Origin of the sequence: Streptomyces sp. H27-H5 (assembly GCF_026627505.1) — a bacterium.
GTDB lineage: Bacteria > Actinomycetota > Actinomycetes > Streptomycetales > Streptomycetaceae > Streptomyces.
In genome coordinates this window covers 21,312-27,794 of the sequence record NZ_JAPNLK010000098.1, presented here as the reverse complement: position 1 = coordinate 27,794, position 6,483 = coordinate 21,312, and the positions used below count along the sequence as shown (strand labels likewise).

8 protein-coding genes are annotated in these 6,483 nt (G+C 66.4%); 5 read left to right on the top strand and 3 right to left on the bottom strand.

From position 1 onward, the window contains the following. The first annotated feature begins 168 nt into the window (after positions 1–168). The 4 genes from OTB19_RS34295 (at position 169) to OTB19_RS34280 (ending at position 2,131) form a co-directional block, all read left to right on the top strand. Entirely contained in the window at positions 169–570 is a 402-nt protein-coding gene (locus tag OTB19_RS34295; protein ID WP_324290570.1) for a Scr1 family TA system antitoxin-like transcriptional regulator, read from the top strand. Between the two features lie 303 nt (positions 571–873). Beyond that, a complete protein-coding gene (locus OTB19_RS34290; protein WP_267802632.1) occupies positions 874–1,086 on the top strand; it encodes a hypothetical protein in 213 nt (70 codons plus the stop codon). A 274-nt stretch (positions 1,087–1,360) separates the two neighbouring features. Then, positions 1,361–1,585: a DUF397 domain-containing protein gene (locus OTB19_RS34285; protein ID WP_267802630.1), complete on the top strand. Its 225-nt coding sequence runs from the start codon at positions 1,361–1,363 to the stop codon at positions 1,583–1,585. A gap of 81 nt (positions 1,586–1,666) precedes the next feature. Then, positions 1,667–2,131 (top strand): hypothetical protein, encoded by a 465-nt coding sequence (locus OTB19_RS34280; RefSeq protein WP_267802628.1) that lies wholly within the window; start codon positions 1,667–1,669, stop codon positions 2,129–2,131. 63 nt (positions 2,132–2,194) lie between these two features. On the opposite strand, the gene OTB19_RS34275 is transcribed toward OTB19_RS34280, so the two are convergent. After that, positions 2,195–3,028 carry a recombinase family protein gene (locus OTB19_RS34275; RefSeq protein ID WP_267802627.1) on the bottom strand — a complete coding sequence of 278 codons (834 nt, stop codon included), beginning with the start codon at positions 3,026–3,028 and terminating at the stop codon, positions 2,195–2,197. A 164-nt stretch (positions 3,029–3,192) separates the two neighbouring features. Here OTB19_RS34275 and OTB19_RS34270 point away from each other — a divergent pair, with 164 nt between their 5' ends. Further along, on the top strand, positions 3,193–3,762 hold the full coding sequence (locus OTB19_RS34270; protein ID WP_267802626.1) for a hypothetical protein: 570 nt from the start codon (positions 3,193–3,195) through the stop codon (positions 3,760–3,762). Positions 3,763–4,387: 625 nt separating this feature from the next. Here OTB19_RS34270 and OTB19_RS34265 read toward each other — a convergent pair. Then, the gene (locus OTB19_RS34265) at positions 4,388–4,744 is read right to left on the bottom strand and encodes a hypothetical protein (protein ID WP_267802625.1); all 357 of its coding nucleotides are present in this window, start codon (positions 4,742–4,744) and stop codon (positions 4,388–4,390) included. Positions 4,745–5,073: 329 nt separating this feature from the next. Then, positions 5,074–6,480, bottom strand: coding sequence for a recombinase family protein (locus tag OTB19_RS34260; protein WP_267802624.1), 1,407 nt, complete (start codon positions 6,478–6,480; stop codon positions 5,074–5,076). Positions 6,481–6,483: the final 3 nt, after the last annotated feature.

Below are 6,483 nucleotides of genomic sequence, written 5' to 3'. Positions count from 1 at the left end.
GAGGGATCACCAGTTCGGAACCTGGGTTCGAAGACACACGAACGGCCGTATCGACGGGGAGATCAGCTGTCCGCCAAGCGGGATCCGAAATGTCCGCCTACAAGGATCTTGCGCTGTCCGCTCTCACTTCTACGGTCCATCACGGCGTTCCAGGGGACCCCGGACGACGTGGCCGACGCCGTGAAGGCTCGGGCCCAACGGTCCCGTGTGATCCGGGAAGGGGACCATCGGTTCGCCCTGGTGCTCGAAGAGACGGTTCTCTACTACCGGGTGAGCGACGATGCCGCGATGGCGGCCCAGCTCGAACACGTGCTCTCGGTGATGGGACAGCAGAACGTATCCCTCGGCATCATCCCGGCACGGGCCCGCCGTACCGTCTGGCCGCTCGAAGCCTTCTACGCCTTCGACGATCGACAGGTGGCGGTCGAGACTCTCACCGCAGAGATCAACCTGACCACGCCCGGCGAGATCCGTACCTACCTCCGAGCCTTCTCCGAGCTGTCCCGATCCGCCGTGCGCGGAGCCGACGCCCGCGCCCTGATCACGAAGGCTCTCGCCGGCCTCGGGTGAATCCGTGCAACCGCGTGCAACAGCGTGGACCCCTCACGACCCCGCTCCCTACGGTCTGTTCATCGACCTCGGAAGCGACAGGGAGGGCGCGGCGGTGACGAAGACAGAACCCACGCGGTGGCAGGAAGTACCGGTAGAACTGCCGATCCGGGAGGAGCGCCCTCCGCCCCGTCCGGTACCTGGCTGCCCCGAGTGCGCGCGGCTTGGCCAGCTCCGTAAGGCAGCGGGCATGGAGCACGACAGGACCACGGTCGCCGACTGCAACATCCTGCTCCGTATGCACGGGACCGGCCACTGATGGACATGCAGACGTGGAGAGATGCCAGGGCTCAGGCGACAGACGCGACGGAGTCCATACGCGCGGCACTCGCCGCGCTCGACGTTCCCGAGTCCGCGTGGAGCAGCGTCCGGCCCGTGGTGACGCACACCGGGCAGGCGTACGTCCATCTCGGGATGATCCGCGCTGATGCGGTCGAGCAGATCGCAGAGGCGCTGCGGGTGCCCTCGGCTCCTTGAGCCGATCACAGAATCCTGTCACCGCCGCCCTCCCGGCGGGAGACAGGCAGTCCCCCGATCGACAAGCCGTAGAGCAGAGGCAGGACGCGTCTCGTCTGGGTTGACGTGCCCAGGTTCCGGCCCGGTCCGCTCCTTGACTGGAGTGCCGCCCTGGGCGGTGAGGGCAACCGCTTCGGGCCCTGGGAAACCGAAGCACCCATCGACTCCCGCCCATCACGGGCGGGGTGCAGCCGGCACTCGCTCGGCTGTGAAGCAGATCAGGAAGGGCACAACGATGACCGACCTGTACGGGCTCCCCATCGAGGGAGCCGAGTTCTCGAAGGCGTGCGGTGGCAGTACCCACCCGGACGGCGAGGCGTGCGTGACCCTCGCGAAGATCGGGCCGGACGCATGGGCCATGGGTGACAGCAAGCGCCCGGACGCTGAGCCGCTGCGCTTCACCTCGGCCGAGCTGGACGCGGCGGGCATCGACCCCGCCCGCTTCGACCTCTCCGCCTGATCCACGGCACCACCTGAACTGACGGCCCCGCCCTCACGCCTGACGGGCGGGGCCGTCGTCATCCCTCGGAACGGAGCAGCGGTGCACCACCACGGTTACGCATGGGTGGGGGAGAAGAAGACGTTCGACAAGGAGAGCATCCGCAGACCGGCCGGACAGGCCCCGACCGCAAGCAGCGAGATGGAGGTACATGACCGGTACCGAGAAGCCGTGGCCGTGTTCCCGACTACCGACGTGCCCCCGATCCAAACGGCGCACTGGCTCATGAAACCGCCCTCGATGATCCGAGGGACGTGGGAGGAACCCAAGGAAGCCGGTGAGTGGCTCGGCTTTCAGCTCGCAGAGTTCGCCCCCCGGTTCGCCTCCGAGCAGGATCGGGAAGTGACCAGGTTGGTTCTCCTGGTGAAGGGTGCAGTCGAGCGGCTGACGTGGGGAGGAGACGTGTCCCTCGGCCACTACCTGAAGGGCACTGTCTTCCACTCCGTCGCCCTTGTGACGTGCTCGCCGAACCGGGCTGCTCCCGACCTGTCCTGTCCCGCCGGGTAGGCCGCGCATGACAACGGCCCCCGACGTATGCCGAGGGCCTGTCTGCATGGCTGTGCGCCTGTCTCAGGCGCTCTCTCCCAGGTGGCGGTACAGCGTGGCACGGCCGATTCCCAGGGCCTTGGCGATGGCTGTGACGCTGTCTCCCTTGGCGTGTCGAGCACGGGCTACGGCGAGGGTGTCGTCATCCACCACGGACGGGCGCCCACCGACGTTGCCCTTACGGGCCGCAGCTTCCAACCCTTCCAACGTCTTCTCTCGTATGCCTTCCCGCTCCACCTCTGCACTGACGGCGAGCACGGCGAACACGATGGCACCTGCCCCGTTCGGGTCGTACACCCCCTGAAGGGGACCGGACAGGAGTTCCAGTTGGATGCCGTCCGCCTGAAGGGCGGAAGACAGCGTCATCAGCTCTGCCGCACTGCGGGCAAGACGCTTCATCTCGACCACGGTCAGGATGACCGACTGATTCGGCGCGGCCGCTTTGAACTCCCGAGCCAGGGTGAGCGCCTTCTCAAGCTCCGGCCGCTCCTTCACACGGGTACTGATCTTCTCCGAAAACACGCGGGTGCAGTCGGCACGGGCAAGCATGTCCAACTGGGACTGAAGTTCCTGTCCAACGGTTGAGCAACGGGCGTAGCCCAGTCGGATCGCTGCGCCCGGTATCGCGGCGGGCACCTGTGTGACAGGAGCGCCCCGTGTCCACGCCTTCCCGGGGTTGCGGTCGGCCGGAGTCTTCACGGTCAGTTCCGCCTTGAGCGCGGGCACCAAGGCGAAGCGGCCCGTGTGGTAGTTCGCCGCCACCTTGCCCGTCGTCGTACGGCAAGGGCTACCGGCGGGGGCTCCGCACTTCGGGCAGGCATGACGTTCGACCTGTGCGGCCGGGGTGTTCGTGGTCATGACGAGACAGTCTCACAAACGTGTCCCGAAATCCAGTAGTGAGGGTGATGTTTCGGGACGGGTTACGAGACGACGGAGCGGGGGCGAAACGGATACGCCCCGAGCGTTCGCCGTCCGTCCCGAAAACGAAGGTTTGTGAGACACGTCTCGGTACGCTCTTCGGCATGTCTGATGAAGCGGTCCTGCCAAGCCATCTCGATGGGCTTCCGATCCTCCGATCGGACGAGGAGATGGAGGAGATACAGCAGCGCATGTCTCTCCTGGTGGGTGAGGTGGCGAGGGAGAGTGCTGCGCTGGAGTACTACCTGCGCCAACTCATGACCTGCCTCATCGACAGCAAGTACGCCGAGGTTGTGGCTGCGGGGCTTGGACCACATGAGCTGATCGATACGTGTACGGCGCTCGTGAAGATCAACCGGGAGATCACGGAAGCGCAGCGCACCGAGTGCCGCTCCAAACTTGCGACACTCAAGCCCTTGCTCGCTCGCCGAAACCACTTGGTGCACGGCATGTGGTCGCCTGAGCGTGTGCCGGAGACTGAGCCGCTACCCAGCGCGGCGTGGGCGCTTGTCAGCAAGAGGCGCACGGCTGCGGCCTCCATCGAGATCTCCTACGAAGAAGCGGAAACCTTGGCCTACGAGTTGAATCGGGCGGGCTCCGGCGTCTTCGACTGGATCTGCCGCTCCCTTCTTGTGCAGCTGAGGAGAGAACAGGTAACCGAGCCCCCCGAGTAGGTGAAAGGGGGTGGGGGATGACCCCCTGAGGGGTCCTTGCCGGACCGCCATGTCATACCGGCCAAGATCGTGCCACGGTTTCAGACCCCGTCAGACAGCGGCGAAGTGAGGCAACGGCGAAGAAGGTGCAGGTAGGAGGGCTGCGCCCTGCGCGGCTGGCACTCAGAGACTGCGCAAGAGTGAGGGTTTACCAAGGCTTGCCGTCTGTGGCTTCCCGCTGTGGCCGCGTAGCGGCCCCCCTTGCCCAAGCAGCTTGCCTTGATCCTTGGCGTAGCGGGGGCGCGGTAGCGCCCCCACTTGGCCAGCTCCCTGGTCCTGCTGATGTCGGCCCCCTTCGGGGCCGCTCATACGAAGTGTCTTGCGGCTGTGCGGCCGGAGGCCGCGACTGTCGCTTGGTTCTCTTCGCCGTCGCCTTTACGACTTGGGGCGCTGCGCGCCCCACTTCCCCTTGTCGCTGACGTAAGTGCGTACCTGGCTTCCTTCCTGTCGGCCCCCTGCGGGGCCGCGCTGTGAGGCCAAAAGGTGTGTGAGGCCAAAAAGAGAAGAGAAGGCGCGAACGTTTCCGCAGGTGAGATGACGTCTCGGTACACGCGAGGCGTGTACTGGCTACACGCGAGAGATGTAGTCACCGATCGAGGTGCAGGCGGCACGGCACCGGTGCGCCCTTCCTCTTCTGGAAGACGTGAGAGGGGAGGACAAGGCAAGCGGCGCCCGATCGAGGCGATACAAGATCCAGCTGCTTGGCGCGGGCCAGGGCGTTGTTCGTGCTCTGGTCGGACAGGGGCTTGCCATCCTTGCCGAGCAGTGCGGCGAGCTTGCCGGGGTCGAAGCTCGCGTGCCCATGGCGGTCGGCCCAACCGAGGGCCGCGAAGTGGATGCGGTAGGCGAGCTGATGTCGGGGGTCTTGGGTCATGCGCTGGTACTCGCGCTGAGATACCCCGCCCCACGGGCGGCCGGGGCCGAAGTTGATGGTGCTGTTCAAGGGGTGGCGACCTCCCGGCGGCGGCCAAGGGCAGCGCGTTGCTGCACCTCGGCGGGTGAGTGGAAGTCGCGCAGTACCGTCCTGCGCTTCGGGGGTGCCCTCGGCTTCCCCTGCCAGCCCCTTGGGATGGCGGCCCCTACACGGAGTGGCCAGCTCTACCGGCGTCACACGACGGGAGCTACGGTGTCCGCTCCTCGAAGGAACGGGAGGATCTTCTTACATGGCCGGTTGCTCGGTCGTCAACCGAGCCGGCCGACCCCCGCCCCTCTGACCAGACACGACGAAGCCCCGCCCTCGGGTGAGAGCGGGGCCGTGTCGAGCGGGTCAGGCTACGCGTCGGGTTCGTCGGCGGTGTGGTTCCAGTCCACGGACATGTAGTCGTCCACGGTCATCTTCGCCGCCTTCTTGAAGCCGTTGGGGTGCATCGTGATCGTGGTGACGAACTTGACCCACGCGCGACGGACGGGGAGCGAAGTGTTCGGCCAGTCCTGAATCAGGCCAGCGATGCCAGACACGGGATCGATCGGGGGCAGGCCGGTGACACCCGACAGCTTCTCGTCGATCTCGTCCAGCCTGGCTCGGATCGCCTCGGTACCGGCCGTCATCTGCGACAAGGTGATGGAACCCGAGGCGTAGGCCACAGCCAACCCGTCCAGCCGTTCCCGCAGGGTCTGCGCTTCCTGGTGAAGGTGGGCCGAGTCGTCTCCCTGCTCCTGTCGAGCGGCGAGGACCCAGGGCAGGAAGTCGGGGAAGACGATCCGCGCCAGGACGGCGCTACCGGCGCGCTTGTCGGCCAGCTCTCGGGGCACGCGTACGTGCTTCTGTCCGCAGCGGTAGACCGGGGTCCCTCGGTACATGCCGCCTCGCACGGTCTCCCCGCAACGCCCACATGTAGCCAGTCCGGCGAGCAGGGTCTGAGGGGCTGAGCCGGTACGCGCACCACCCGTGAACCGCTTGGGGTTCGTCAGTGCCGACACGAGGGCGTAGTGCGTCGCTTCGTCCAGGATCGCGGGCCACTGACCCTCGCCCATCACTTCGCCCAGGTAGGTGGCCTGAGCGATGTACCGAGGGGAGATGAGCACCTTCTTCACTCCACCGACTCCCCACCCCTTCGTCTCGCCCTTCGCCTTGCCGGACGACGAGCGGGGAGCGAGCAGACCGAGGCCGGTCCAGAAGCGAGCGACAGATGCCAGGGTCTCGCCCTGAAGAACCATCTCGGCACCCTTGCGGATCGCTTCCGCCTCGTCCTCGACCACGGTCACGTAGTCGTCGGCGTAGCCGAAGGGACGAATACCCGCCTTGTGCGGGGTGCCGTTCTTCGCCGCCTGGAGGTTCGAAGCCTTCTGCCGGAGTGCCTTCTGCTCCCCCTCGTACTCCGCCCAAGCCGTAACCGTCTTGGCTGTGGCCCGACCAGCGGGAGTCGACAGGTCAAGGTGTCCAGCGTGGATGGCATGGACGTTGACCCCGAGTGCGATCACGCGCAGCAGGTCTTCCGTCTTCCGTACGAGCCGGTCAGTGTGCCAGCAAAGGACGGCGTCCGGCTTGGACGCCAACAGGCGCTCGAACCCCGGGCGTACCTTGCCCGAGGTGGCGCTGATGTCGTTGTCCGTGATTGCCTCGCGTACGGTCCAGCCACGGGCTGCGGCGTATGCCCGGCACTCGCCCTCCTGGCGCTGAACGCCCAACTGGTCGCCATGCTGATCCAGGCTGAGTCGAACGTAGATGGTGACGTCCACCTG

Coding starts and splice junctions, on each gene's coding strand:
- OTB19_RS34290 (WP_267802632.1), top strand. CDS start 874: ATGCAGACGTGGAGAGATGCCAGGGCTCAGGCGACAGACGCGACGGAG.
- OTB19_RS34285 (WP_267802630.1), top strand. CDS start 1,361: ATGACCGACCTGTACGGGCTCCCCATCGAGGGAGCCGAGTTCTCGAAG.
- OTB19_RS34275 (WP_267802627.1), bottom strand. CDS start 3,028: ATGACCACGAACACCCCGGCCGCACAGGTCGAACGTCATGCCTGCCCG.
- OTB19_RS34270 (WP_267802626.1), top strand. CDS start 3,193: ATGTCTGATGAAGCGGTCCTGCCAAGCCATCTCGATGGGCTTCCGATC.